Consider the following 22,793-nt stretch of genomic DNA (forward strand, 5'->3'; position numbering starts at 1 on the left):
TTAAGCTAGGTCAATGGGGAATAACCGATCATATAGTTGAATTGTAGCAGCTTCAATTCAGCTACGCTTCTAGCGATGCAATATTAAACAGCGATCTCGTCGGGGTGAAAAATTTGCAGGCTACGATTATCCTGAATAATCTTACTATTTATCAACTATTATCGTTCGCTTTCTACAAAAAAGAAAATGTTCTTCATAAATTCAGCTGAGCAATTCTACTAATGTTTAAGCATTACGCTATACTTTAGCTACTTTATTAGGATTTTACGGGTTCAGCTGTGCCTATCGAATTTGTCGCAACTTCAAGATTACCGACCGCTCATGGTGAATTTAAAATTACTGTTTTTCAAGACCCTAAAACTGGCGAAGAACATGTCGCTCTTTCTAAAGGCCTCGAAGAACCAAGTGATGAACCTGTGCTGGTCCGTGTACATTCTGAATGTTTAACCGGTGATGCCTTTGCTTCATTAAAATGCGACTGTGGCCCTCAACTCCAGGCAACACAAAAACTGATTAATGAAGTGGGTCGCGGTGTCATTCTTTATTTACGTCAGGAAGGACGCGGAATTGGCCTGACCAATAAAATCCGTGCATATGCCTTGCAAGACCAGGGTCATGATACGGTCGATGCCAATCTGATGCTGAATTTACCGGCAGATGCACGTCAATATGATATGTGCAGCATCATGCTGGATCACCTAGGTGTAAAAGCCGTCCGCCTGATCACCAATAACCCTTTAAAAATTGATGCACTGAAAGAGCAAGGCATTAATGTAGTGGACCGTGTACCACTCACTGTGGGTCTGAATCCATTCAATGAGCAATACCTCAAAACCAAGCATGAGCGTATGGCACATATGTATCAGAAGGAAGATTTTTAAAAGAATCTCCCCCTGCCCCCTCTTTTTCAAAGAGGGGAAATTTCCTTTTATATAAGTATAGGGAAGCCTCCCTTTTTTAAAGGGAGGTTTGGAGGGATTTATAAGATCCTAAGAGGGATTCTTAAATCGTCATTGAGAAAATCCGGTTCTCTGGCATACGACGCTTTAAACGTAAATCAAAAGCCATGCAAATATTGCGTACAAATGGTTTCCCTTTCTCCAAAATCGTGACTGAAGAGTCTTCAATTTTGATTAGCTGATCCTGCTGCATTTCCTCAAGCTGCTTTAGCACTTCATCAATTTCAGCAAACTGTATGTCTCCACTTTCCCATGAAGTAGTAAAACTACACATCAGATTCAGGATATGTTTACGAATGATCAGGTCTTCCTGAGTCAGGATATGCCCTTTTACCACTGGAATCTGATTCCGCTCTAGCAGTTCATAATATTCTTCAATGGTTTTCACATTCTGTGCGAAGCTATACCAGCTATCACTAATCGAAGAGATTCCGAGTCCGATCATCACCTGAGTTTTAGACGCGGTATAACCCATAAAATTGCGGTGCAAAGTTCCGGATTGAAAGGATTGGTACATGCTGTCTTTTTCTAGCGCGAAATGATCCATACCAATTTCATGATAACCATGCGCTAGGAGCTTTTTCTTACCCTCTTCATAACATTGACGCTTGATCTCATCTTTTGGCACATCCGCATCTTTAAAACCGCGCTGGCCATTCCCTTTAATCCAAGGCACATGTGCATAGCTATATAAGGCCAGACGGTCTGGTAACAATGAATTGGTCTGATCAATAGTATTTAAAACATCATCCAGACTTTGAAATGGCAGACCAAAAACCAGATCATGCGAAATCGATTCATAACCAATTTCACGTGCCCATTCAGTCACCTGTTTAACATTTTCATAAGGTTGAATGCGGTGAATGGCTTTTTGTACGGTTTCATTATAATCCTGCACGCCATAACTGACCCGACGAAAGCCCAAGTCATATAAGCCTTGCAAATGCTCACGCGTGGTATTGTTTGGATGACCTTCGAAGCTGAATTCATGTTCTGCTGCAATCTCGGCTTTGGACAAAATACCTTGAATGAGCTGGGTTAAATTTTCAATAGAAAAGAACGTTGGTGTCCCACCGCCGAGATGAATTTCTTTGATGATGGGTTTCTCTTGCAACAGCTCACAATATAACTCCCATTCTTTCAGCACAGCTTGTATATAAGGCAGCTCGACTTCATGACGTTTGGTCACCCGTTTATGACAGCCACAAAAGGTGCATAAGCTTTCACAAAATGGTAGATGGATATACAGGCTAACGCCTTCAGTCGCATTCGACTCCTGAAAAGAACGTTTTAATGTCTGCTTCCAAAGCTCTAGTGAAAATCCTGACTCTTCCCAATAAGGTACAGTTGGATAACTGGTGTAGCGAGGACCGGGGACATTATATTTTTGAATGAGAGAATTTGCCTGCACAGTCATGAATGCCTACCACCTTATCAGTCAGGTTAATGCGCTGCATAGAGCGCTGTTAGGGTTATTGTGCGGAGCTCAAAAAAAGAATTCAACCTAGTAGTGTGGTCGGATTTGAGCTGAAGCAAATTGCTCTAAAACATTAGATTGAATGTTGTTACAGATGGTGAGCCTCCAGAAAAACACCTTAATTTTTAGGCCATTTTATGCTTTGATGTAAGCAGTCTTTTTATTTCCCTATGAGGGTTCTGATGCAGCATCCTACCTCTGCAGATATTCAACGCGTTCGCGATTTTCTCCTCGACCTGCAAGCCCGGATTTGTGCCGCGCTGGAACAGCAGGAACGTGCCGGTGGCGGCACGGCTGAATTCGTGATTGATGACTGGGAACGTCCTGAAGGTGGCGGTGGCCGTTCACGCGTGCTGCAAAATGGTAAGGTGATTGAAAAAGGCGGTGTGATGTTCTCTCACATCAATATTTCCAAACTGCCCGCTTCTGCCACTGAACGCCATCCGAATATAGCCGGAGCTAAAGCCCAAGCCATGGGTGTATCTTTAGTTATCCATCCTAAAAATCCGAACGTCCCGACCTCACATGCCAATGTACGTTTATTTGTGGCGGAAAAAGAAGGTCAGGATCCAATCTGGTGGTTTGGTGGCGGTTTTGACCTCACCCCTTTCTATCCAAATGATGAAGATGTGCTGTCATGGCACCAGACAGCGCATGATCTCTGTGCGCCTTTTGGCGAAGAGGTTTATCCAGAACATAAAAAATGGTGTGATGATTATTTCTATCTAAAACATCGTGATGAGCAGCGCGGTGTCGGCGGTCTATTCTTTGATGACCTGAATCAATGGGATTTTGAAACCTGTTTTCAGTATATGCAGGCTGTAGGCAATGGCTATTTAGAGGCCATTCTGCCAATTTTCCAGCGTAACCAAGACAAGTCTTATACTGAAGCACAACGTGATTTCCAGCTGTATCGTCGTGGCCGTTATGTGGAATACAATCTGGTATATGACCGGGGCACACTATTTGGCCTGCAGACGGGTGGCCGGATTGAATCAATTCTAGTCAGCCTGCCACCTCTTACCGGCTGGTTATACCGTCCGGAATGGGCCGAAGGATCACCAGAAAAACGCTTGACTGATTACTACCTTAAACCACATGACTGGTTAACAGAATTAAAAACAAAATAAAGCAATCAAAATATTTAAATACAAATTGCCCTCAGATCGAGGGCTTTTTTAATGGATAAATCCTCTATACTGCAACTCAGAAAGATATTTCAGGATCTACTCCTTGATCTTGACTCTGATAAAGATAAATTCTGCTAGGTAAAAATAACAATGTTTAAGCTTCACCTTAATCCTGCTACGTTGGCCTTTTGGCTATTTCTGGCGCTTGGTATTAGTGCGATTAGTACCGCTGTCATCAGTCATAACCTGATTCTAGATGTAGTTGCCATTTCTGTGAGTGTTCTCACGATTGCCGGAACCTTATTTAGTATGGCCTTGCTTTTTGTCGAACATATTATTGAGATTTGCAGTTCCTAAACCTTTAATCTTTAGCCTGCTTTTCACTGCTGACAGGCTTTAGCCCTCCTGCATTTTCACGTATATTAATGGCCATTTCCGCACATGGACATGGTGAAATGAGCAAGCAATTTGCCGTCATTGGCAACCCCATCGAACAATCACGCTCTCCTGAACTGCATCAGGCTTTCGCTGCCAAAACCGGGGTCAATCTGACCTATACCAAACGCCTTGCCCCTCTGGATGGTTTCACAGCCAATATCCAGGAATTTTTTGCTCAGGGCGGTATTGGCATGAATGTGACTGTGCCCTTCAAAGAACAGGCCTTTGCCCAGTGCCAGGTCCTTACCGAACGCGCCAAAATCGCCAAAGCCGTGAATACCCTATGGATGAAAGATGGCATTCTGCATGGTGACAATACTGATGGACAAGGCTTAGTCGAGGCTATTCGTGCTCTTGACTGGACTCTGGAAAATACCGATATCCTGATTATTGGTGCTGGTGGCGCGACCCGCGGCGTGATCTATCCATTGGTACAGGCTAGTGTGAAGAAGATTGTTATTGCTAACCGTACTTTGTCACGTGCAGAACAACTGGTTGCCGATCTAAAAGACGCTGTGCCTCAAGCGGAGTTACAAGCCATTGCCTTAACTGATTTAGCTGGTGAGTTTGATATCGTGATTAATGCGACTTCTGCCAGTCTTAGCGGTGATGCGCTGGTACTACCTGAAGCTCTACAGTTTAAACATGCCTATGAAATGGCCTATGGCAAACCGTCCACGTTCTTAGATCAAGCCAAAGCCCGTGGCGTCCCTACCTCTGAAGGTTTCGGCATGCTAGTCGGTCAGGCCATTGAATCTTTTTATATCTGGAACGGAGTAAAACCTGAGCTGAAAGATTTTCTTTAATTCTGAATATTTTTGAGATGAACGGGTTAGCCATTAATCCGTTCACTCTTTTCCTTTCATTAAAAATAATAAAATTAAATTGGATTTAATGACATGATTTATCCAATGATTAGCCCCTAACATTCGTGTACAATTCATACAAAAATACCCCTAGACAATCTCCCTAAATATTGATTAAAGTCCAGACAGATAAGCATTTTTCAATATAAGTGCCTTATTTAAAGATGGAGAGTTCCGTTATTTAATCTTTAAACTTGTCTGATCTTCTCGATTCGCTTTTCTGACATTTTTATTTGTTGTCTTTATCAATGTTTTTTTATCCCCAATGTGAATAATCATAGAATCGATACAGATAATCCAAAACTATTTTAATCAGGATTAAACGCATGCCAGCATATAAAGCTCCTTTACGTGATATTCGCTTCTTAATGAATGAAGTGCTTGATTACCCTGCACATTACCAAAAACTGTCAAATGGCGAATATGCCGATGCAGATACGGTAGACATGATTCTAGAAGGTGCGGCAGATTTCTGTGAAAATGTACTTTCTCCACTGAACCAGACCGGCGATGCAGAAGGCTGTCATTTTGAAAATGGCGAAGTACGCACACCTAAAGGCTTCAAGGAAGCTTATGATCAGTTCGTACAAGGTGGCTGGCAAGGTCTGTCTTATCCTGAAGAATTTGGCGGTCAAAACCTGCCGATGTCTTTAAACCTGATCAAATCCGAAATGATGGGTACAGCAAACTGGTCTTTCCAGATGTATCCAGGTTTGAGCGTGGGCTGTATCAATACCATCATCCAGTATGGTACTGACGAGCAGAAAAACACCTATCTACCGCATTTGGTTGCAGGTACCTGGTCAGGAACCATGTGTCTGACTGAGCCACAATGTGGTACCGACCTGGGTCAGGTAAAAACTAAAGCAGAACCGCAAGCTGATGGTACTTATGCGATTTCTGGCACTAAAATCTTCATTTCTGCGGGTGAACACGATTTAACTGAAAATATCGTGCACATCGTTTTGGCACGTCTTCCAGATGCGCCACAAGGCACTAAAGGCATTTCCCTGTTCATCGTACCGAAATTTATTGCCACTGAAGATGGCGGTATTGGTGAACGCAATGCGGTGAACTGTGGTTCGATTGAACACAAAATGGGGATCCGTGCCTCTGCAACAGCGGTACTAAACTTTGACAATGCAGTAGGTTATTTAATTGGCGAGCCAAACAAAGGCTTGCATGCCATGTTTACCTTCATGAATACCGCGCGTATTGGTACCGCAATCCAAGGTATCTGTCATGCAGAACTATCGTTCCAGGGTGCATTGCCATATGCCAAAGAACGTATGTCGATGCGTGCCCTGTCTGGTAAAAAAGATCCAGAAAAAGTGGCGGATGCGATTATCCACCATGCTGATGTACGCCGTATGCTGTTGACCCAGAAAGCGATTGCTGAAGGTGGTCGTGCCATGATCTATCATGCTGCACAAATCGCAGATAACATGAATGATGCTCTGCTGCGTGGTGATACTGCTGAATTTGAACAGCAGGATGATCACTTAGGTTTCTATACCCCTATTCTGAAAGGCTTCCTGACTGAAATGGGTTATGAAGCAGCGAACCACGGTATGCAAGTATTTGGTGGTCATGGTTACATCAAAGAATGGGGCATGGAGCAAATCGTTCGTGATTCACGTATCTCTACCCTGTACGAAGGAACGACTGGCGTTCAGGCACTTGACCTGATTGGTCGTAAGGTCCTGCTAACCTCTAAAGGTAAAGTGATTCGTGATTACACCGCTGAAATTCTGAAATTCTGTGGACAGCATGCACGCAATAAATACATGCGCCGTTTTGCCTGGGACCTGACCAAGCTATGTGCACAGTGGAATGCGTTAACTGTACGTATCATGCTGGCAGCACGTAAAGACCGTGACATCGTATCCTCTGCTTCTGTGGACTTCCTGATGTTCTCAGGCTATGTAATGATGGCTTACTTCTGGGCACAACAAGCTGCAGTGGCTTCAGCGAAACTGGTTGCTGGTGATGGTGCAGAAGTTCCAGAGTTCTACAAAGCGAAAATTAAAACTGCTGATTTCTACTTTGAGCGTTTATTGCCACGTGCCCAAGGCCATGCTGAAGCAATGGTGAATCCATCCAAAACCATGACTTCACTGGCAGCAGAACACTTCAGTTTTGATTACTAAGTCAAAAGTTTAGGTTTTAGCTTTAAAAAGAGCGCTACGGCGCTCTTTTTCATATGTCAAAATGATGACTGGATACAAAGAAAAATCTGCTGCGTACACAAACTACACAAATTTATATCTATAATTTTCAGACGTCTATTAAATAATCCATATAATTTACTTGAATATCTATAAATACAGGGTATGATGGCGATAACTAGAAAAATTCTTGTTTTGGTTAGTCTTCTTTTAAGTATCGCAGTTTTAGTCATAAACCTTCGTTTTAAAGATCAATAAGCTCCATCCTTTTTATTTTTCAAAGTTACAGCTAGTCATCTGAAATTTTGACTATAAATCCATAAGATTCAATAGGTTATATTATGTCTAACACAGTTACCGGTACAGTAAAGTGGTTCAACGAAACTAAAGGTTTTGGCTTCATTCAACAAGACAATGGTCCAGATGTTTTCGCTCACTTCAGCGAAATCCAAGGTTCAGGTTTCAAAACTTTAGCTGAAGGCCAAAAGGTTTCTTTCAGCGTAGCTCAAGGCCAAAAAGGTCCTACAGCGACTAACATCACTGCAATCTAATATTGCGAAGATGAAAAAAAGCACTCATTAGAGTGCTTTTTTTGTACCTTAAATTGGCTAATTTTAGTTTCTAGATCAATTAATTAAATTTTAAAGATAATTAAAAATATTCGCTTTTCATTCATCATCTTGTCCTAAATTTCTTCATCTAAATTTATTCAGGTTAAAACATGAAGAAACTGAGAAGAATTTTGATGATTTTAAAATCAAAAATTGCCCATAAAAATATAGAAGTTTTAATTAAAAATATTATTTATTAATTACTTAAATAAAAAGTTTAAAGAAATCCTAGAATTTACAAAAGTCTTGTCTATAGCTCCATTTTCCCTACATCACTGACTCCTATGATGAACTCATTGAATAAATATGAGTATGATCATGAAAAAACTAGTTTCTTCTTTAATGATTGGCTTGATCGCAACAACAGCTACCATGTCAGCAATGGCGGCTCCTGGACCGGATCATCGTCATCCAACGCCATCAGCGCATCATTTTGATAAGAAACCAATGCCGCATAAAGGGGGTTTCCATAAAGCACCTCCTAAAGCGCATTTTAACCAGCATGATCGTCATGATAAATTTGGCAAGAAAGACCATAAGGGCTTCTTCAACAAAAATCATCACAATGGCCCGCATCACAAGTTGCCACCTAAGTATCGTTAATCCGAATGGCTTAAATGCATAGTGGAGAGAGAAGAAAAAGCCCGATGTAACTCATCGGGCTTTTTCTTTTTAAACTGGATTAATTATTCGGATAGATTAGGCAATTAAAGAAACTCTTCCAGCACAGAGTTTAAAAAGATGTGACCTTGCTCAGTACATGCCAGACGTTCTGTATCTTCTACCATTAATTGACGTTGGCGCAATGAAGTCAGCAATTCATCCAGTGTATCCAGACTATAGCCTGTTCGCTCAAGATAAAGCTTCGCTTCCACACCCTCATTTAAACGTAAGGCATTCATCATAAATTCAAACGGCATATCTGCCGCTTCGATGCGCTTAAACTGCAAATGTTCTGCTGGCACTTTGGCTAAATAGTCTTTGGGCAAACGGGTTTTCTGGAAACGGTAAACACCATCCGGTTGAGTCACTTTGCCATGCGCCCCTGCTCCAATGGCCAGATAATCACCAAATTGCCAGTAATTCAGGTTATGTGCCGATGGTAATTCTTCACGCCAGGCAGAGACTTCATAATTGATAAAGCCATTGGCTTTTAAATAAGCCTCGCCCTGTTCCTGAATCTCTTCCAGTACTTCATCGACCGGTAAAATCGGCTGAGTACGGAAAAACACAGTATTCGGCTCAATAGTTAACTGATACCAGGAAATATGCGTAGCACCATTCTCGACTGCCAGTTTCAGGTCATTGAGTGCCTGCTCTAGTGTCTGTTCAGGTAAGCCATGCATCAAATCCACATTAATCCGTTGAAAACCAGCATCACGCGCCAGGCCAATCGCCGAGATCGCATCTTCATTGCTATGGATTCGGCCCAGCTTTTTCAGATGCTCGGTATTAAAACTTTGCACGCCAATAGAAAGACGATTAATACCAGCTGCTAAATAGCCAGCAAATGGATCATGCTCCACCGTACCTGGATTGGCTTCCAGTGTGATTTCACAATTCTCTTCAAAAGGAATCAGTGCTTTCAGTTCGGTAAACAGCCACTGATAACCTGCAGCAGAGATCAGTGATGGCGTTCCCCCTCCGATAAATACACTATGAATCGAACGGCCTTGGGCAAAATCAACCTGAGTTTTAAAGTCCTCTACCAGCGCATGCAGATATTCCCGCTCCAGCTCGAGAGACAACTCCCCATCAGGCACGGCATGCGAGTTAAAGTCACAATACGGACATTTACGTACACACCACGGCATATGAATATACAGGGATAAGGGAATAAGTGCAGGATTCAATTCAGCCAAAGAACTACTCAAAAACAACTACAAGATCTAGCGTAATTTTAACATGACTCGGCAACAACACTGCTAAAATTAAAATCGCCATCGCCTAATGCCTAAAAATTTAAATAGAATTAGATAGTTAAAATTATGAAAATATCTTCCCAGCTCCTCATTTTACTGCCTTTGGTCTTTGCAATCGGGGTCTTGCTGACCTTACAGACGGCTATTAATACCCAGTTAAAAGAATATTTATATTCTCCTATTCAAGCTGCATTTTTTTCCTTTTTGATTGGTACAATAGTGCTTGCCGGCATCGTGCTATTTCAGTCACATCCCAAACCAGGCTTACAGGAGCTGATGGCAGTTCCCTGGTATCTCTGGTTAGGTGGATTTTTGGGTGTTTATGCAATTAGCATGAGCATTTATGCTGCTCCCAAAATGGGCTTCCTGACACTGACTGGAATGATTATTTTTGGTCAGATGGTGATGTCCATGATCGTCGATCAGTTTGGTCTGCTGGGCAATGAAAAAATGCCGGTGAACTGGCAACGTCTTTTAGGTGGCGTGGTGATTTTTATTGGTGTGCTTCTCACTTTACAACGCTAAACCTTATCTCTAAGCACATGATCACTAATGAGTAATTTTTGTGTCGAATGTTTTGACAGCCACAACCCGTCGTTATGAATTAAAACAGCTGTTCCATCTGATGTTGCCCATTCTGGTCACACAATTCTCCCAGGCAGGTTTGGGCCTGATTGATACCATTATGGCCGGGCGTCTCTCACCAACTGATCTGGCAGCGATTGCGGTTGGTGTCGGCCTCTGGATTCCAGTCATGCTACTCTTCAGTGGCATCATGATCGCCACCACGCCTCTAGTCGCTGAAGCTAAAGGTGCACGTACACCTGAGAAAATTGCCACAATTGCGCGACAATCATTATGGGTCGCATTCATCCTTGGGGTGATTGCGGGTCTGGTTTTACAAGTTTTGCCCCTCTCTTTACCTTTACTAGGTGTCCCAGAAAGCTTGCAACCTAAGGCTGGTCTGTTCCTACATGCCATCGGCTTTGGTATGCCTGCTGTGACCATGTATGCGGCTTTACGTGGTTATTCTGAAGCCATTGGTTATCCACGTCCGGTCACTGCTATTAGCCTCATGGCGCTACTGCTTTTGGTTCCATTAAACTTCATTTTTATGTATGGAGTTGGCCCTATTCCGGCACTGGGCAGTGCCGGTTGTGGTTTTGCCACAGCAATTCTGCAATGGTTAATGGTATTCAGCTTGGCGCTGTATATTTTTAAAAATCGGGTTTATCAAAGTAGTCAGCCATTTAGTCACTGGGAAAAGCTGAACGGATATTGGCTGAAACGGATTTTAAAGCTGGGCTTTCCGATCGGACTGGCAATTTTCTTTGAAGTGAGTATTTTTAGTACCGCAGCGATAGTCTTGAGCCCATTGGGTGAAACCATTGTGGCCGCTCACCAGATTGCTATTTCTGTTACCTCACAGCTGTTCATGATTCCGATGTCTCTCGCCATTGCACTAACCATTCGGGTGGGAACTTATTATGGTGAACAGAACTGGGATGCCATGCGTAGAGTGCAAGGCTTAGGTCTGATGACCGCGACGATTTTGGCTCTGCTCATCATGTTATTACTCTGGGTGTTCCGTAGTGAAATCGTAGCGCTTTATACCTCTGATCCTATGGTGACCCAGATTGCGCTTTATCTGGTGCTCTTTGCTGTGGCCTATCAGCTGATGGATGCCTGGCAGATCAGTGCTGCAGGTTGCTTACGCGGCATGCAGGATACCAAAGGTCCCATGTGGATCACCATGATTGCCTATTGGGTGATTGCCTTTCCTGTAGGGGTTTATCTATCCCGTTTTGGAGATATGGGTGCGGCAGGCGTCTGGGTCGGACTGATTGTCGGTCTAAGCGTGGCCTGTGTTTTATTGCTGGCACGACTTTATGGCAATAACAAACGTTTAAGCCAGCGTGCCTAATTCTCTTATTATTTAAAAAGATGCATTGAATTACTGATTTAATGCATCTTTTAATCCCTGTGGAATTTCCGACTCATCCGCCACTTCCTTAATCACCACTTGCCCGACAATGACATCTATTCCATTAAAGGTCATGGTCGGTGCACCATAAAGTTCATAGCCTTCATTGAGTGCCTTGGTCACACGGGCACAAAAATTCACATCATCTTTACCAGTAAAATATCGATAGACTTTCATTGAAATTTCTTGATCTTGAGATGCGATTATTTTAAGACTTTCATCATGGAAAGGCACTTAAAAATCATGCTTTGCTCTCTCCAGAATAATTAAATAATTGATTTAAAAACTGCCGTACATACGCCGAGTTGGTTTAAAAATTGCATAAATCAAATGAACAATATCAAGCAAATATGAATACTTTGAGAAGCTTTGCAACATAACATCTACAATTAAATATAGGCAATTTATAGTTTGTCACCTATGATCAAATACACCCATAAAAATGGTGATTTTGAGGAATCTCGCATGGCAAAAACGGCTCGAACGCCTGGTCGCCGCTTTATGAAATTGGCTGGAATGACCGCAAGTATTGCAAGTAAAACCCTATCCAATTCGATTAAAAATTTAACTGCGGATGAAGAGCAGAAAAATGCTGCACGCAGTAAATTATTTCAGGATATTGGAGTACAGATTGCTGATACCTTGGGGGAAATGAAAGGTGCGGTGATGAAAGTCGGCCAGATTGCCTCACAATATAAAGATATTTTCCCGCCTGAAGTTGCTCGAGCCATTTCCAAATTGCAGCGTCAGGCTCCCCCGATGCCATTTAAAGAGATTCAGTCACAGGTTGAAAAAGAATTAGGTAAATCTTTGCAGGACCTATTCCAGCAGTTTGATGAGCAGCCTTTTGCCGCAGCCTCGATCGGACAGGTGCATAAAGCGACGCTACCCGATGGTCAGCAGGTTGTGGTCAAGGTGCAATATCCGGGAGTGGAAGAAGCCTGTGAAAGTGACCTGAAACAGGTTCGTCTGGCCTTGCGTTTGATGGGTGTACTAAAAATTGACCGCAAATTGCAGGATCAGCTATTCAAGGAAATCCAGCATAGTCTGGACAATGAACTCAATTATGAAATTGAAGCTCAGAATCTGGAAGTGGCACGTGCCTTTCATGAATCGCTCGATCACCAAATTGTGATTCCGAAAGTATTTAGTGAATATTCTTCCCGCCATATTCTGACCCTAAGCTTGGAACAGGGTGAAAGTATGGAAACAGCCAGCCAATGGCCGCTAGAAACCCGTAATGCCCTAGGCCGCCGTTTATTCCGTGCGATTGGTCAGGAAATTTTCTATCTGAAACGTTTCCATTGTGATCCGCATCCAGGGAACTTTGCCTTCCGTGAAGATGGCTCGGTGATTATTTACGATTACGGCGGTGTTAAAACGCTTTCTACCGAGATCATTACTCATTTCAAAGAGTTGATCCATGCAGCCCGTGACAAGGATATTTCGACCATTGAACAGCAACTGGATGCCTTGCATACCCTGACAGAAACCGGAAAATTCCCGGCCGATCTGTATGAACAATGGCTAGAAGTGCTGATGCGTCCTTTAACCACTAATTATGATTTTGCTAAAAACTCAGCACATCATGATGGAATGGAATTGCTCAAACCTTCTCTGAAATATTGGGATGTATTCAAACCGTCGCCAGATACCCTGATGGTGAACCGTACTATTTCCGGACAATACTGGAACTTGATTCATTTGAAAGTACATGATGATTTGAGTGATGTATTTGAAGAAATCGTGCCAAGTCGCAGTTAAGTTGAAGTAATAAGCTTACAAGCTGTAACCCTACTTCACTTGAAATATCAAATGTTACATTATAACATTACTCTTAAATTACAAGAGGAATATTACGATGCGTCCAGACATTCATCCCGAATATCGAGAAGTTTTATTTCATGACACCAATGCTGATGCCTACTTCGTGATTGGCAGCACCATGACTTCTAGCCAGACCAAGGAATATGAAGGTAAGACCTATCCTTATGTCACCCTGGATATTTCGAGTGCTTCACATCCGTTTTATACCGGTGAGCAACGTCAAACCAGTAATGAAGGTCGCGTAGCGAGCTTTAACAAACGTTTTGCCCGTTTTAAACGTGGTTAAACTTAAAACCTCCGATTTTTACTCTCAATTTAAATCGCGGTTTATGTCAGGAAATTACCTCCAATTTCCTGACTTTTTTATGCCTGCGCTAAAGCCAGCTGAGTTAAATAGAAGCCCACACCCAGCATCAATACTCCGACAATCACACTAGAGATCACATAACTGAGGGCAATCGTGACTGCACCCTGCTTAAGCAGCTGAAAAGTTTCTAGGCCAAAACTGGAAAAAGTCGTAAAGCCGCCCAAGATGCCTACCATCAAAAATAGCCGTGCTTCAGTTTGCAGGAAACTGTATTTCTGGCTAAGGGCAAAGAAAATCCCGGCACACAGACAGCCTATAATATTGGTCCACCAGGTCGGCCACGGAAATAGCATCTGTGGCTTGGCAATCAACATTCCTGCTCCATAACGCAGTGTTGCCCCGATCGCGCCGCCCATTGCCACCAAAAGCCAGTTCATGTCTACTCCGTCTTTATTCGATCTTAAACCTTTTCTCAGCCACCATGTGGGACGAGAATAATGAATAACATCATGCACCTAAAATTGCAGAATGAACATGGATCTTTGCCAAAAAATTGGTATATTCGACGCCATTCAAATTGATTTAAGTCTAGAGGGAATCCACATGGCTCAGGAATTACTGGTTCAATTGGCTGCGGGCGAAGCTAAATTTGCAGATGTAATTGCATATATCGATGCGCGCTATGCTCATACACCAACTGCTTTTAAAAATGGTCAACAGGCTAATGCTGCCACTGAAAACCAAGGCAGTGCCAAAGTATTTTCATTTGCCAAACTGAATGGTTTGGATCAGGCACAAACCTTGAGCCTGTTTGCAGAACACTATGCGGCTGTACTGGCCACACCAGAAGCAACGGATCACCAGAATATCCGCCAGTTCATGCAAAATGGCTGGGATGGCATTGCCTTTGAAAGTGAAGCACTGGTTGCCAAATAAGCATGTCTTTAAAATAAAAAACCGCCTATTTCTGGCGGTTTTTTATATCAAAATAACAGAACAAAATGACATTCATATTTAAGATTAAAATTATTTTTTGGAAGAAGTAGTTCACTTTAAAAATGAAAAACTATAGGTTTAAAATAAATTAAATATCAAGAAAGCCAAACCACTCAGAATCACCCGAGCACACCTTTCAGAAAGCCATAAGTTTTCCAGTTTTAACCTTTACCCACTTTCTCAATCCACTTGATTGAGCTGACCCGAAACACTTCACAAGCGCCATCACCGGTATCGGTTGGAGTTAAAGAGGATTTCCAGACGAGGTCTTTATCACGTACTTCCACCAGTTCCCCTTGCAAACGCACCAGGTCACCCCGTTTTACCTGTTTAATTGCTTTGGCAATTTGTGGATTGGCAGGGATGATGTGCATATTGGATACCATCTGTTTAGCCTGTTCAATAGGCACTGGCACGCGATCCATTTTCCAGTTCAGGTAACGGTTATACTGATTGACCGTAATGTGGCGGGCAATTTCAGGTTGCGCAAAAAGACCCCAACTCACCGCATAATCGATCGGAGAGAACTTGGCCTGCTCGTCGTCAGTATAAATTTTTGATCCCAGAATGCGGAAATCGCCTTTAAACGGCTGCAAGACTGAAATGGATTGATCTTTGGCCATCGGTGGCAGTCCTTTGGCAACATTATGGTCTACAGAAGTGTGACCATAAAGCGGTAGTAAAAGACTGGCCGCCAAAGCATAGTATCGAAGATATTTGAACATAATTCTGTCTTTATTCCATCAAATCTTTTCAAGAATATCTTGCTTGATAGTACGATTTTTTTAATGAATAAATAGTTGAAATTAGTAACAAGTTGATCAATTTTGGTGAGCGGAGGGCTTTAGCTAATCTGATTATTTTCGGTTAATCTAAGCCTGTCTAAGAATCATTTGAATGCGACCATGCTGTATAAATTCTATCAACAACATATTTTTCCACATTTGCTAAATCAGGTCATGCAGACCCCATCCCTGATGGATTTACGCCGCGAATTATTATTGCCTATTACAGGTGAAGTCCTGGAAATTGGCTTTGGTACAGGATTGAATCTGCCTTTTTATCAGGCCGTCGATAAAGTCTATGCACTGGAACCTAACTCGGACATTTTTAAACTGGCTGAGCAGCGTATCAGTCAAAGTCCTTTTGCGGTCGAACAGATTCAGTCTCGTGCAGAAGCCCTGCCTTTCGCAGAAAATAGTCTGGAAAATATCGTATCAACCTGGACCTTATGCAGTATTCCGGATCTGCATCAAAGTCTGCATGAAATTTACCGGGTTCTGAAGCCAGGCGGCCATTTTCATCTGGTTGAGCATGTGTTAAACCGAGAGCATCTCAACATTCAGCGCTTACAGCATTTACTCACCCCGATTCAGAAGAAAGTGGCAGATGGCTGTCATCTTAACCGGGATATTGAAACCGCTCTTTTAGAGGCTGGGTTTGAACTGGATGAAGTTCATTATATCGATGCAGAAGGTATTCCAAAGATTGGCCAGCGTATGCTGTTAGCTAGAGCGCATAAACCGCTTTAATCCAGCACTTTTAAATCAGTTATTCTAAACAGGCGGCATTGGGCTGATTTTGGATTGCTTTTTCCAACCTGAAATTCTTGCTGGCTGGTCGCTAATTTGACCTGTACCCAGTCACCTTGCAGCCAGATCCGCTGATCTGCTTTTAAACGGCGAACCTTATTGGCAACAGCTTCGCTGGCGGCAATCACACCCAGGTTCAGCAAATGAGGTTGAATGTTCGCAGGATTGGCTTGTGCGTCTGTAGCGGTCATATTAAAACAACGCCTGTCCTGCTCAAGCTTGAATGGTTTAAATACAGCACTGGATACTTCCGGTACTGCTAGTAACAGATCAATATTACTGACATAGGCCAGATCATTAAAACTTCCCACCACCGGACTGGCTGGATGAATGGTACGGCGCTCAGGCCCATAATACTGTTTAGCCAGTACGCGATATTCAGCCTGATGCGGCTCAATCGATTCTACCTGAAAATTTTTGAGTACCCCGGCCTGCTCCAGATTCGGGATCGCCCGAAAGTATTCCGACCAGATCCATAGTCCAAGCGCAAACAGTGCTGCGGCAATAATCAGTTTATCCATAGTGTAGCGTTGAAGCTTGCTGTCCTTCAGTCTTCAAAATCAATCCGGATGGTCTCAAAACGTACCCGTCCTTCCTGAATGGCTTGAGCAATTGCCATCTGGCCTTTGGTCAGACGTGCACCACCACTTTTAATATCAATCAAAACCACTTCAATATCTTCTGCCAGTCCTTCACCATCACGAAAATCGGTATAACCATCAAAGACTACATAATCCACCGGATCGCCTAAAAATTTGGCATCACTAGGTAGATATTGAAACTCTGGCATGATCGGTGCCAACTGCTCGGCCATTTTGCCTTTGAGTACCGCGCGACTGGTATTTACACTGCGTTTTTGTGCAGCGACTAAAGCTTGCTGATGTTCCAGCTCCAGCTCGGCAATATATTGTTCATATTCTGCTTTAATTCGACCATTTCGCGTCTGGCCCAGAATCAGGGTAGTTAAAACCACTCCAATACAGGCACCAATCAGCATAGCCATTCCAATGGACATTCAATCTTCCTAATCTGCTTTATTTTGCTGCCTACCTTCGACTGAAGTTGAAAGGGTCTGCCATCCAGTAAGCCTGCAAAGAATGATATGCTAGGCGGGAGCAGAATTAAATCATCCCGGGTCATGAAAACTATTTTAGTTGCAAATCAGAAAGGTGGCTGTGGTAAAACCATTACTGCGATTAGCCTGGCAGCTGCCCTGGCACAAAAGGGTTATAAAGTTGCTCTGGCTGATGCGGACAGCCAGAAATCGACCTTGCAATGGCTGAAACATCGCCCAAAAGATGCCGCGCCGATTCAGAGTCTGGACTGGCGGAATGCCAAATCGATTGGGGATGCGCCTAAAAACTTGGAATATCTGATTATCGATGCACCCGGAGCGCTGACTGAAGATCATGCCGAACAGCTAATTAGTGAAGCGGATGCCATCATTATCCCGCTGCAGCCTTCTTTTTTTGATATTGATTCTACGCGCCGTTTTCTCAAACATTTGCAGGATATTAAACGTATCCGTAAAGGCAAGGTTGAAATTCTGCTCCTCGCTAACCGCACCAAACCTAATGCAGCCAGTAATCAGGACATTCAGCAATTCTTTAATAAAATTGATCAGCAACCGGTTACCTGGATTTCTGAACGTGCACCCTATAGCCGACTGGCCATGCAAGGCCTGTCTATTTTTGATAAACAGCAGAAGATGTACCGTGAATTACAGGATCAATGGCAACCTTTATTGAATGCCATTATTGACGATCCAAGCCAATGGTTCTAGTTCTGTTATTTTTAGCCTCTTCTTTTTATTCTTGGGAAAATAATCGTACTACTTCCTGCACTATCGTTTTCGATCGCTTTTTTTTCAGTTAATATGCCTGACACGACCTAAAAAAATGAGCTTCTAAATTCAGTGCAACAGTACGCGCCTACACTACAAAAAGTCTTATTATTTGGACTATTTTTCATTCTGATTTTTTTGAGTTTTCACATACTCAAGTATTTCATCATTCCTGTAGTTTGGGCAGCCATTATTGCGTACATGACCTGGCCGCTGTATCAGTCGATCTTAAGAATGAGTGGCAATCGGCCGACACTGAGTGCGACCATTATGATTCTGGGTGTGATTCTGGTATTTGGTTTGCCTTTTATCTTTGCCATTTTTATGCTGCAACACGAAGGCCGGAACCTGTATTTTGAATTGCAGAAACAGGTATTCTCAGGTCATCTCAGCGTTCCAGATTTTATTCGCGGCCTGCCACTTGTAGGTAAGGAAATTACCCGCACCCTGAATGAGATAAATGCCGATCCAAACAGTATTGCACAGACCATTTCAGCCTGGATTCAGGGTCATCTGAATTATGGTAAAGTCGTACTGAATGAAATCAGTAAAAACGTCTTCAAGCTGTGTTTTGCTGTGCTGTCGTTATTCTTCTTCTACCGTGATGGACATACCATTCTGAATCAGGTGCGTAAAGCCTTTGAGATGGTAGTCGGTCCACGTATTCACCATTATCTGGCGACAATTTCAGATACCACACGTGCGGTGGTCTATGGGGTAGGCTTAACAGCGATTGCCCAGTCTTTGCTGGCAGGTATCAGCTACTTTGTAGCTGGCGTACCGAACCCGATGGTACTGACCATTATCACCTTTATTTTTGCCTTAATTCCTTTTGGCCCTCCGGTTGCTTATGGTGCAGTTTCGCTATGGCTATTCTCGCAAGGACAGACTATTGAAGCCGTTGGCGTCATGGTCTGGGGTGTCTGTATTGTGAGTACAGCGGATAACGTGATTCGTCCACTGGTCATTTCAGGCGCAACACAAATTCCATTCCTGTTGATCATGTTTGGTGTCTTGGGTGGCATTGCCAGTTTTGGTCTGGTCGGTGTCTTTATTGGACCGGTGATTCTGGCCGTACTACTGGCCATCTGGCGTGAATGGCTACATGAAAGCAACCTGAATGAACCTTTGATGATGCCTAAAGCCACTATGGCGCATGAGGTTGAACCGAAGAAAAAATTCCGTCTGCGCCGCAACAAGACACCGAAATCACAAGACTGACTGGCTTAAACAAATTAAAACATTTAAGTACTGATTTTCCATAGTGCTTTTGGTCTTGCTCTGTTTCAATAGATTCCGAAAAGCAGAATAAAGATCAAGGTGTGATAATTATGTCTTCATTGTTTAAACTTACAGCTTTGTGCGCAGTCAGTGCCGCACTTTTTACCGGTTGCGCTTCAACCTCTACTTCGACTGAAAATGTTAAAGCCGTGACCCTGAATGCAGTCTCTGCACAGGGCGTCGGTGAATCGATTGGTACCGTATTATTGAGTGACAGTCCGGCTGGCCTGGTGATTCGTACTAATCTGAAACAGCTTCCTGCGGGTGAGCGTGGTTTCCACATTCATGAAAATGGTTCATGTGCACCGGGTGAAAAAGATGGCAAACCAGGTGCTGCACTTGCTGCCGGCAGTCACTACAACCCGAATCAGGCACCTCATCATGGCACGCCCGTGACGGGTCATCTGGGTGATTTACCAGCCCTTAAAGTAAACACTGATGGTACAGCACGTGTGACTCTACTTGCGCCACGCCTGAAACTGGCAGATGTTCAAGGTCGTGCCATCATGGTCCATGCAGGCGGTGATAACTATTCAGATGAACCGCAGCCATTAGGCGGTGGCGGTGAACGTATTGCATGTGGCGTAATCTGATTTATTACAGATTATTAGCATTCAAAAACGGGCTTCTTGCCCGTTTTTTAGTAGATATTTCTTTTGAAATTGGCGCTTAAATTGCATTCAAAACCGGCAGTCAAATACCACGGATCATATTCTTGTGAATAGCTCAGATTCCATATTGCATCCTCTTCAGCACATACTTAAAAAAGCCCTGTTGCCTTTTCAGTCCAGTGCCTTGATGACTTACTGTTTGCAGATGTTCATTGTGCTTTCAGGAACGACTTTTGGTCTAAAGCTTCTCGGCTATGAGACTTTGATTGTTCCGGTCACTTTAGGGGCAATTGCCACCGCCCTGACCGATTTTGATGACCGTTTAAGTTTAAGGCTACGCAATCTGGGGCTGGTCATGCTGCTGTTTTTTGCGGTCAGTAGCATGCTGGAATTTCTGCATCCCTATAAAATCTGGTTTGCACTCTGGCTATCACTTTCTAGTGCCGTATTTATCTTAATGGGGGCTTTGGGACAGCGTTATGCCACCATTTCATTTGGCACTGTATTGCTGTCCATTTACACCATGTTTGGCTTGGGAGAATATGCGCACTGGTACGAACAGCCGCTGTATTTTGTAGTTGGTGTGCTGTGGTATGGCCTGACTTCTATCCTATTTTATCTGATTCGTCCAACTTTACAGGTTCAGGAAAATCTGTCCATCAACCTGCAACAGATGGCAGAGCTGCTATCGACCAAAGCCAAATTATTTGATCCCGATAATCAGAATAATGTCGAACCGCTGCTTTATGAACTTTCCTTAAAAAATACCCAAGTCATTGAAAGCTTTAACCGCACCAAAGATTCTTTACTGACCCGACTCAAAGCCTCGCGCCCAAATCATAAAACTATTTACTGGCTGAATCTTTATTTTCTGACTCAGGATATTCATGAGCAGGCAACTGCTAACTATCTGCATTACGAGCAGATTCACCAGCATTTTAGCCGTACCGATCTGATCTTTCGGATTCAGAAAAATATTCACTTGCAGGCGCTTGCCTGCCAGCAGTTGGCTACTTGCGTATTGCGTAATGAAACTTATCAACTTCCTGAACAGCATCAACTGGCACTCAAAGCATTAGAAGCCTCTATGCAGGACTGGATTGCGCAACACCCCCAGAATATTGAAGTGAAAAACTTACAGCTCATTCTGAGCAATCTGCTGAGTGTGCATGAACAGCTGCAACATTTGCAGGATGGACAAGCCATTTACCGTCCAGATTATCCAAAGTATTTTGATGATTCCAGCCTGTTTGATGATGATCTGCGTGGACCTGCGGATTTCTGGCTGAAATTAAAACCCCATTTGGGACCGCAATCGGCGCTGTTTCGTCATGCGGTACGGATCGCTTTGGTCTTTCTGGTTGGCTATGCCATTTCCCTATTACCCTTTGCCAAAAATGGCTACTGGATATTGCTGACCAGTCTGTTTGTCTGCCAGATCAGTTATTTCGCTACCAAAAGCCGTTTAAAACTGCGGACTTTAGGTACATTGCTCGGCGTCATCCTGGGAATTCCGATCCTGTATTTTGTGCCGAGTATTGAAGGCCAATTGCTGCTCACAGTTATTTTCGGTGTCGGTTTTTTCTATTTGCGCTCCAAGAAATATGCTATGGCCACATTGATGGCAACCTTGGTGGTACTGCTGATTTTTAATCTGAAAGGCGCAGGCTATGCTGTCATTCTGCCGAGAATTATCGATACCCTAATTGGCTGTCTGATTGCCTGGCTGGCGGTCAGTTGTATCTGGCCGGATTGGAATTTCCGTAATATTTCCAGCAATATCAAAAAATCCTCCCAAGCGACGCTGAACTATTTACTGGCTATTCTGGAGCAATATCAGCATGGCAAAAATAACAGCATTGCTTATCGGACAGCACGTCGTTTGGCCCACAATGCCCAGATTGACCTTTCCAATATGATTTCCAGTCTAAGTACCGAACCGAATCCAGATCCGGTGCTGATTCGCAATGCCTTCCGTTATCTGGTTTATAGCCACAGTCAGCTCAGTTATATTTCCGCATTGGGTAGCCATCGTGAACAGGTATCTGATCCGCAAATTCTGCAACTGCTTTCTGCCTGTCAGCAGACTTTAACTAATGCCCTGTCAAATCCTGAAAATGTACCGCAGCAGGACATTCAAGGCCAATTGGCAGAAATCCGGCAACTGAGTCAGCAGGAACATATTTCCACCCACCTGCTGCTGGTACTTAAACAGATCAGTCTGTTACTGGAAACCTTGCCTGAATTATTGTCTCTAAGACAGCAATTACTGGCAGTTGAAATCAAATAACCAAGCGGAGCACTAGGATATAAGTATTTAAAATAATTCATTTTATTCTATAAATTTCATTTTGCTTAAATCGGCAGATTGGGTACACTCAAGCCTGATTGAATAGAACATAGAAGAGTGAGTGCGCGTGAATATTAAAACTTTACGTCTGGTTGGATTGCTTGAAGGTATTTCATTTCTGCTGCTGTTATTTATTGCGATGCCGGTTAAGTACATGATGGATAACCCGATTCTGGTGAAATATATCGGTATGGGTCACGGCGTTCTTTTCGTGCTTTTTCTTGTGGTGTTATTTGCAGTCTGCGAAAAACAGAAATGGTCTCTGAGTATGTTTATACTGGGTTTGATCGCTTCGATTCTGCCGTTTGGGCCATTTATTTTTGATATGAAATTAAAGAAGTTGGAGCAGCCGGCTGAAGCTTAGCTTTTGGATTCTAATCATTATTAAATCAATCATGGACGTTCCCTCGCCTTTTAGGAGATGAGATACC

25 protein-coding genes are annotated in these 22,793 nt (G+C 43.1%); 18 read left to right on the top strand and 7 right to left on the bottom strand.

The window, feature by feature from the left end; genetic code table 11:
* Nucleotides 1–278: 278 nt before the first annotated feature.
* Nucleotides 279–881 carry a GTP cyclohydrolase II gene (gene ribA / locus G5T77_RS13235; protein ID WP_004786979.1) on the top strand — a complete coding sequence of 201 codons (603 nt, stop codon included), beginning with the start codon at nucleotides 279–281 and terminating at the stop codon, nucleotides 879–881.
* Nucleotides 882–1,002: 121 nt separating this feature from the next.
* Here the strand turns inward: ribA and hemN are convergent, their stop codons facing one another.
* Nucleotides 1,003–2,376, bottom strand: coding sequence for an oxygen-independent coproporphyrinogen III oxidase (hemN, locus tag G5T77_RS13240; protein ID WP_166135898.1), 1,374 nt, complete (start codon nucleotides 2,374–2,376; stop codon nucleotides 1,003–1,005).
* 242 nt (nucleotides 2,377–2,618) lie between these two features.
* Between hemN and hemF the strand changes: the two genes are divergently transcribed.
* The 6 genes from hemF (at nucleotide 2,619) to G5T77_RS13270 (ending at nucleotide 8,252) form a co-directional block, all read left to right on the top strand.
* Complete coding sequence (gene hemF / locus G5T77_RS13245; protein WP_166135895.1) at nucleotides 2,619–3,566, top strand: oxygen-dependent coproporphyrinogen oxidase; 948 nt, start codon at nucleotides 2,619–2,621, stop codon at nucleotides 3,564–3,566.
* A gap of 150 nt (nucleotides 3,567–3,716) precedes the next feature.
* Nucleotides 3,717–3,923 (top strand): hypothetical protein, encoded by a 207-nt coding sequence (locus G5T77_RS13250; protein WP_004786985.1) that lies wholly within the window; start codon nucleotides 3,717–3,719, stop codon nucleotides 3,921–3,923.
* Nucleotides 3,924–4,021: 98 nt separating this feature from the next.
* On the top strand, nucleotides 4,022–4,810 hold the full coding sequence (aroE, locus tag G5T77_RS13255) for a shikimate dehydrogenase (RefSeq protein WP_166135892.1): 789 nt from the start codon (nucleotides 4,022–4,024) through the stop codon (nucleotides 4,808–4,810).
* 386 nt (nucleotides 4,811–5,196) lie between these two features.
* Nucleotides 5,197–7,020: an acyl-CoA dehydrogenase C-terminal domain-containing protein gene (locus G5T77_RS13260; protein WP_166135889.1), complete on the top strand. Its 1,824-nt coding sequence runs from the start codon at nucleotides 5,197–5,199 to the stop codon at nucleotides 7,018–7,020.
* 359 nt (nucleotides 7,021–7,379) lie between these two features.
* The gene (locus G5T77_RS13265; RefSeq protein WP_004786992.1) at nucleotides 7,380–7,589 is read left to right on the top strand and encodes a cold-shock protein; all 210 of its coding nucleotides are present in this window, start codon (nucleotides 7,380–7,382) and stop codon (nucleotides 7,587–7,589) included.
* A gap of 378 nt (nucleotides 7,590–7,967) precedes the next feature.
* Complete coding sequence (locus tag G5T77_RS13270) at nucleotides 7,968–8,252, top strand: hypothetical protein (protein ID WP_166135886.1); 285 nt, start codon at nucleotides 7,968–7,970, stop codon at nucleotides 8,250–8,252.
* Nucleotides 8,253–8,356: 104 nt separating this feature from the next.
* Here G5T77_RS13270 and hemW read toward each other — a convergent pair whose 3' ends face one another.
* Complete coding sequence (gene hemW / locus G5T77_RS13275) at nucleotides 8,357–9,511, bottom strand: radical SAM family heme chaperone HemW (RefSeq protein WP_166135883.1); 1,155 nt, start codon at nucleotides 9,509–9,511, stop codon at nucleotides 8,357–8,359.
* A 126-nt stretch (nucleotides 9,512–9,637) separates the two neighbouring features.
* Here hemW and G5T77_RS13280 point away from each other — a divergent pair, with 126 nt between their 5' ends.
* Entirely contained in the window at nucleotides 9,638–10,096 is a 459-nt protein-coding gene (locus tag G5T77_RS13280) for a DMT family transporter (protein WP_166135880.1), read from the top strand.
* A gap of 40 nt (nucleotides 10,097–10,136) precedes the next feature.
* On the top strand, nucleotides 10,137–11,495 hold the full coding sequence (locus G5T77_RS13285; RefSeq protein ID WP_166135876.1) for an MATE family efflux transporter: 1,359 nt from the start codon (nucleotides 10,137–10,139) through the stop codon (nucleotides 11,493–11,495).
* A 30-nt stretch (nucleotides 11,496–11,525) separates the two neighbouring features.
* Here the strand turns inward: G5T77_RS13285 and G5T77_RS13290 are convergent, their stop codons facing one another.
* Complete coding sequence (locus G5T77_RS13290) at nucleotides 11,526–11,732, bottom strand: DUF1737 domain-containing protein (protein WP_166135873.1); 207 nt, start codon at nucleotides 11,730–11,732, stop codon at nucleotides 11,526–11,528.
* A gap of 288 nt (nucleotides 11,733–12,020) precedes the next feature.
* On the opposite strand from G5T77_RS13290, the gene G5T77_RS13295 reads away from it, so the two are divergent.
* Nucleotides 12,021–13,319, top strand: a complete 1,299-nt coding sequence (locus G5T77_RS13295) for an AarF/ABC1/UbiB kinase family protein (RefSeq protein ID WP_166135870.1) — start codon at nucleotides 12,021–12,023, stop codon at nucleotides 13,317–13,319.
* Between the two features lie 97 nt (nucleotides 13,320–13,416).
* Nucleotides 13,417–13,668, top strand: a complete 252-nt coding sequence (locus G5T77_RS13300; protein WP_004787006.1) for a type B 50S ribosomal protein L31 — start codon at nucleotides 13,417–13,419, stop codon at nucleotides 13,666–13,668.
* A gap of 77 nt (nucleotides 13,669–13,745) precedes the next feature.
* Here the strand turns inward: G5T77_RS13300 and crcB are convergent, their stop codons facing one another.
* The gene (gene crcB / locus G5T77_RS13305; protein ID WP_166135867.1) at nucleotides 13,746–14,126 is read right to left on the bottom strand and encodes a fluoride efflux transporter CrcB; all 381 of its coding nucleotides are present in this window, start codon (nucleotides 14,124–14,126) and stop codon (nucleotides 13,746–13,748) included.
* Between the two features lie 166 nt (nucleotides 14,127–14,292).
* Between crcB and G5T77_RS13310 the strand changes: the two genes are divergently transcribed.
* On the top strand, nucleotides 14,293–14,625 hold the full coding sequence (locus G5T77_RS13310) for a HopJ type III effector protein (protein ID WP_166135864.1): 333 nt from the start codon (nucleotides 14,293–14,295) through the stop codon (nucleotides 14,623–14,625).
* 221 nt (nucleotides 14,626–14,846) lie between these two features.
* On the opposite strand, the gene G5T77_RS13315 is transcribed toward G5T77_RS13310, so the two are convergent.
* Entirely contained in the window at nucleotides 14,847–15,410 is a 564-nt protein-coding gene (locus G5T77_RS13315; protein ID WP_166135861.1) for a hypothetical protein, read from the bottom strand.
* A 180-nt stretch (nucleotides 15,411–15,590) separates the two neighbouring features.
* Here G5T77_RS13315 and G5T77_RS13320 point away from each other — a divergent pair, with 180 nt between their 5' ends.
* Nucleotides 15,591–16,217, top strand: coding sequence for a class I SAM-dependent methyltransferase (locus tag G5T77_RS13320; protein WP_166135858.1), 627 nt, complete (start codon nucleotides 15,591–15,593; stop codon nucleotides 16,215–16,217).
* Here G5T77_RS13320 and G5T77_RS13325 read toward each other — a convergent pair.
* Both G5T77_RS13325 and G5T77_RS13330 read right to left on the bottom strand, forming a co-directional pair.
* Nucleotides 16,214–16,798 carry a hypothetical protein gene (locus G5T77_RS13325; protein ID WP_166135855.1) on the bottom strand — a complete coding sequence of 195 codons (585 nt, stop codon included), beginning with the start codon at nucleotides 16,796–16,798 and terminating at the stop codon, nucleotides 16,214–16,216. The genes G5T77_RS13320 and G5T77_RS13325 overlap by 4 nt on opposite strands.
* Before the next feature lie 26 nt (nucleotides 16,799–16,824).
* Nucleotides 16,825–17,292, bottom strand: a complete 468-nt coding sequence (locus G5T77_RS13330; RefSeq protein ID WP_004787020.1) for a Holliday junction resolvase-like protein — start codon at nucleotides 17,290–17,292, stop codon at nucleotides 16,825–16,827.
* 123 nt (nucleotides 17,293–17,415) lie between these two features.
* On the opposite strand from G5T77_RS13330, the gene G5T77_RS13335 reads away from it, so the two are divergent.
* From G5T77_RS13335 to G5T77_RS13355, 5 genes are all read left to right on the top strand, one after another.
* Nucleotides 17,416–18,060 (top strand): ParA family protein, encoded by a 645-nt coding sequence (locus G5T77_RS13335; RefSeq protein ID WP_166135852.1) that lies wholly within the window; start codon nucleotides 17,416–17,418, stop codon nucleotides 18,058–18,060.
* 132 nt (nucleotides 18,061–18,192) lie between these two features.
* Nucleotides 18,193–19,341, top strand: a complete 1,149-nt coding sequence (locus G5T77_RS13340) for an AI-2E family transporter (RefSeq protein ID WP_166135849.1) — start codon at nucleotides 18,193–18,195, stop codon at nucleotides 19,339–19,341.
* Nucleotides 19,342–19,451: 110 nt separating this feature from the next.
* A complete protein-coding gene (sodC, locus tag G5T77_RS13345; RefSeq protein WP_166135846.1) occupies nucleotides 19,452–19,994 on the top strand; it encodes a superoxide dismutase family protein in 543 nt (180 codons plus the stop codon).
* A gap of 205 nt (nucleotides 19,995–20,199) precedes the next feature.
* The gene (yccS, locus tag G5T77_RS13350; RefSeq protein WP_240904204.1) at nucleotides 20,200–22,302 is read left to right on the top strand and encodes a YccS family putative transporter; all 2,103 of its coding nucleotides are present in this window, start codon (nucleotides 20,200–20,202) and stop codon (nucleotides 22,300–22,302) included.
* 127 nt (nucleotides 22,303–22,429) lie between these two features.
* Nucleotides 22,430–22,726, top strand: a complete 297-nt coding sequence (locus G5T77_RS13355) for a DUF3817 domain-containing protein (RefSeq protein WP_004787034.1) — start codon at nucleotides 22,430–22,432, stop codon at nucleotides 22,724–22,726.
* Nucleotides 22,727–22,793 lie beyond the last annotated feature (67 nt).

This window comes from Acinetobacter sp. GFQ9D191M (genome assembly GCF_011174875.1).
GTDB lineage: Bacteria > Pseudomonadota > Gammaproteobacteria > Pseudomonadales > Moraxellaceae > Acinetobacter.

Excerpts from the sequence above, each read along its gene's own strand:
- hemF (WP_166135895.1), top strand. The coding sequence starts at position 2,619 with ATGCAGCATCCTACCTCTGCAGATATTCAACGCGTTCGCGATTTTCTC.
- G5T77_RS13330 (WP_004787020.1), bottom strand. The coding sequence starts at position 17,292 with ATGTCCATTGGAATGGCTATGCTGATTGGTGCCTGTATTGGAGTGGTT.
- yccS (WP_240904204.1), top strand. The coding sequence starts at position 20,200 with ATGACTTACTGTTTGCAGATGTTCATTGTGCTTTCAGGAACGACTTTT.
- G5T77_RS13250 (WP_004786985.1), top strand. The coding sequence starts at position 3,717 with ATGTTTAAGCTTCACCTTAATCCTGCTACGTTGGCCTTTTGGCTATTT.
- G5T77_RS13280 (WP_166135880.1), top strand. The coding sequence starts at position 9,638 with ATGAAAATATCTTCCCAGCTCCTCATTTTACTGCCTTTGGTCTTTGCA.
- G5T77_RS13320 (WP_166135858.1), top strand. The coding sequence starts at position 15,591 with ATGCTGTATAAATTCTATCAACAACATATTTTTCCACATTTGCTAAAT.
- G5T77_RS13300 (WP_004787006.1), top strand. The coding sequence starts at position 13,417 with ATGCGTCCAGACATTCATCCCGAATATCGAGAAGTTTTATTTCATGAC.
- aroE (WP_166135892.1), top strand. The coding sequence starts at position 4,022 with ATGAGCAAGCAATTTGCCGTCATTGGCAACCCCATCGAACAATCACGC.
- G5T77_RS13325 (WP_166135855.1), bottom strand. The coding sequence starts at position 16,798 with ATGGATAAACTGATTATTGCCGCAGCACTGTTTGCGCTTGGACTATGG.
- sodC (WP_166135846.1), top strand. The coding sequence starts at position 19,452 with ATGTCTTCATTGTTTAAACTTACAGCTTTGTGCGCAGTCAGTGCCGCA.
- G5T77_RS13265 (WP_004786992.1), top strand. The coding sequence starts at position 7,380 with ATGTCTAACACAGTTACCGGTACAGTAAAGTGGTTCAACGAAACTAAA.
- G5T77_RS13270 (WP_166135886.1), top strand. The coding sequence starts at position 7,968 with ATGAAAAAACTAGTTTCTTCTTTAATGATTGGCTTGATCGCAACAACA.
- G5T77_RS13260 (WP_166135889.1), top strand. The coding sequence starts at position 5,197 with ATGCCAGCATATAAAGCTCCTTTACGTGATATTCGCTTCTTAATGAAT.
- G5T77_RS13290 (WP_166135873.1), bottom strand. The coding sequence starts at position 11,732 with ATGAAAGTCTATCGATATTTTACTGGTAAAGATGATGTGAATTTTTGT.
- G5T77_RS13335 (WP_166135852.1), top strand. The coding sequence starts at position 17,416 with ATGAAAACTATTTTAGTTGCAAATCAGAAAGGTGGCTGTGGTAAAACC.
- hemN (WP_166135898.1), bottom strand. The coding sequence starts at position 2,376 with ATGACTGTGCAGGCAAATTCTCTCATTCAAAAATATAATGTCCCCGGT.
- G5T77_RS13310 (WP_166135864.1), top strand. The coding sequence starts at position 14,293 with ATGGCTCAGGAATTACTGGTTCAATTGGCTGCGGGCGAAGCTAAATTT.
- G5T77_RS13315 (WP_166135861.1), bottom strand. The coding sequence starts at position 15,410 with ATGTTCAAATATCTTCGATACTATGCTTTGGCGGCCAGTCTTTTACTA.
- crcB (WP_166135867.1), bottom strand. The coding sequence starts at position 14,126 with ATGAACTGGCTTTTGGTGGCAATGGGCGGCGCGATCGGGGCAACACTG.
- G5T77_RS13295 (WP_166135870.1), top strand. The coding sequence starts at position 12,021 with ATGGCAAAAACGGCTCGAACGCCTGGTCGCCGCTTTATGAAATTGGCT.